This is a genomic window from Mesorhizobium sp. (assembly GCF_004962925.1).
Classification (GTDB): Bacteria; Pseudomonadota; Alphaproteobacteria; order Rhizobiales; family Rhizobiaceae; genus Mesorhizobium.
The window spans coordinates 1-2,755 of sequence record NZ_SUEO01000093.1; the positions used below are offsets into that span (position 1 = coordinate 1).

General features: G+C 64.3%; 3 protein-coding genes. All 3 read right to left on the reverse strand.

Annotation, left to right across the window (positions count from 1 at the left end; all coding sequences use genetic code 11):
- A partial coding sequence (locus tag E5W87_RS18810; protein WP_292400599.1) for an FAD-dependent oxidoreductase occupies positions 1 to 429 on the reverse strand: 429 nt, incomplete at its 3' end.
- A gap of 48 nt (positions 430 to 477) precedes the next feature.
- Positions 478 to 1,518 carry a 2-hydroxyacid dehydrogenase gene (locus E5W87_RS18815; protein WP_292400604.1) on the reverse strand — a complete coding sequence of 347 codons (1,041 nt, stop codon included), beginning with the start codon at positions 1,516 to 1,518 and terminating at the stop codon, positions 478 to 480.
- Positions 1,519 to 1,528: 10 nt separating this feature from the next.
- Positions 1,529 to 2,755: FGGY-family carbohydrate kinase (locus E5W87_RS18820; RefSeq protein ID WP_292400606.1), on the reverse strand; the 1,227-nt coding region annotated here is incomplete at its 5' end.

Sequence of the window (2,755 nt, forward strand, 5' to 3'; positions counted from 1 at the left end):
CTTGAACGCGTCCTTGATTGGCGCGCCTTCGGGCGCGGTGCGCAGGTTGAGCGTTCGGGTGCCCGGCAGCCGCTTGCGGCCGCCGAGATGATCGTAGAGGAACAAGCCGAGCCGGACCAGCCAGGCCGGCCGGTCGTCCGGGCTATGCGGCAGCACGAAGCGCATCGGCCAGATGATGTGGGGCGCCGATTCAAGCAGCACTTCGCGCTCGATCAACGCCTCGCGCACCAACCGGAACTCGTAGTATTCGAGATAGCGCAGGCCGCCATGGACGAGCTTTCCCGATCGCGAACTGGTGCCTTCGGCAAGATCGTCTTTTTCGCACAGAATGACGGAAAGGCCGCGGCCGGCAGCGTCGCGCGCGATGCCGGCGCCGTTGACGCCACCGCCGATGACGAAGAGATCGACGATTTCAGTGGCGCCGCTCATCTCGCCGGGTCCTCTATGCGTAAAAGGGGCTTCATGGCTGCTGCGCTTTCAGCATGGATTGATAGGCGGCAGACCGGCGATAAAGCGACGCACCTCTTCGGCGGCCTGCTCGGCCGCATAGGTCACCGTGCGCACGGAGGCACCTGCGATATGCGGCGTCAGCGTGACGTTCGGAAGCTGCAGCAGCGGCCAGTCGGCAGGCACCGGCTCGACCGCGAAGGTCTCCAGCATGGCGCTGCCGATATGGCCTGAGACGAGAGCATCGTAAAGCGCGTCATAGTCGACCAGCGGCCCGCGCGCGGTGTTGATGAAGATCACCCCCGGCTTCATCCGGGCGATGGTGTCCTTGTTGATCAGTCTGCGGGTCTCTTCGGTTACCCGGGAATGAAGCGTGACCACATCGGAGCGGGACAGGAGATCGTCGAGCGCGACCAGTTCAACGCCGGCATTGCGGTCTTCGGCGCTCAACTGCACATAGGGGTCGGAGACCAGGATTCGGCAGCCGAAGGCGCGCAAAAGGCGGACCAGCCGGGTGCCGATGTTGCCATAGCCGATGACGCCGACAGTCATTTCGTTGAGCTCGCGGCCAGTGCGATCAGCCCGGTAAAGATCGCCGCGCCATTCCCCCTTGCGCAAGGCTTCGTGCCCGACCCGGATCAGCCGCGTCTCGGCAAGGATGGCACCGATGGTGAACTCGGCAACCGCACTCGCATTGCGGCCAGGCACGTTGACGACGGTGATGCCGTGGGCCTTGGCGGCGGCCATGTCGATGTTGATCGGGCCGCCGCGTGATACCGCAACCAGTTTGAGTGTGGGCAGGCGCTGCATCATGGTCTCGGAGAGCGGCGCAAGCTGGGTGACGAAGATCTCGGCGTCGCCGACGAAATCGACCACCTCGTCCGGATCGCCAAAATACTCCTTGACCTTGTCGAGGCCGAGCGCCGCATTGCCGAATTCCATCGGCTCGTCGGGCCAGGCCGCCTCAAGCGTACGGATGTCGAGATTGCCGCCGCAGGCCTTCTCGATTTTCTCGCGAAACACTTCGGGAAGCATGAAGCGGTCGCCAATGATTGCAATCTTCTTACGCATGCTCGACTTCTCAGTTTGCCCTGGATGCGGCCATCGAACGCCAGACCGGCCGCAGCGCCTCATGCGCCAATGTGTAGGACGGAACCGCCCGCTCATAGATCGCGGCAAGCTTTGGGTCGCTCGGTTCCGCCGCGCCAAGCAGCGGCGTGACCCATTCGCCGACGCATTCATCCATCGACTTGTATTGGCCGACGCAGACCGCAGCGATCATCGCGGCGCCCGCAGCACCGGCTTCCTCACGCTCGCTGGTGCGAATGGCGGCGCCGACGACAGCACCCAGGATCTTGCGCAGAGCCGGACTTCTGGCCGCACCGCCGGTCAGCCGAATTTCGCCCGGCAGCGGCCCCATGGCGGCATAGCAATCGCGTGCCGCGAATGCCAGTCCCTCGAAAACCGCACGAACCATGTCGGCATAACCGTGCCGCGACGAAATGCCGACGAAACCGGCCCTGGCATTGGCATCGACGAACGGCCCGCGCTCGCCGGCCTCCGACACATAGGGCTGATAGAGAAGCGAGGCTGGCTCCGATGACGATATCCATTCATCGACCAGCGCGATCATCTCGCCATTGGTGCGCGTGATGCCTTGCGAGGCGAGTATGCCGGAGGCCAGACCCAGAACCCAATCGATGTTGAGTGTCGCCGCCATGTTCGACTGCATCTGCGCAAAGACGCCGGGCACCGGCATCGTCATGGTGTAGCCGGTTGCCGCCTCGTTGAGCAGCACCTCGTCCGGCGTCTGCGCAAGCCGCATATGCATGCCCGTGGAGCCGATGATGGAGCAGCCGGGCTTGCGCTCGCGATCGAGCAGGCCGGCGCCAAGCGCGGTGCAGGCCACGTCGACATAGGCCAGCACCACCGGCGTGCCGGAAAGCAGCCCGGTCGCTTCGGCAGCAGCTGCCGACAGGCCGGCGCTATGCCTGGTGCCGTCGACGATCGGCGGCAGCAGATGCCTGAGATCGGTAACGCCGAGCACCTCAAGCACATCGTCGCAATAGCCACGGGTGCGGAAGTCGCCGAAGGTGAAGGTTCCCTCCGACGGATCGGTGGCGCGTTCGCCGGTCAGCCTGAAATAGAGCCAGTCCTTGCAATGGAATGCTGTCGCCGCCTTGCCAAGCATTTCGGGCATGTTGCGCTTCATGAAGGCGAACTGCGATCCCTGCTGGCAGGCGGCGAGACCGCTGCCGGTCTTTTCGAAGCGCAACATGCCCGAAATGCGTGGCAAGGCGGCGACAGC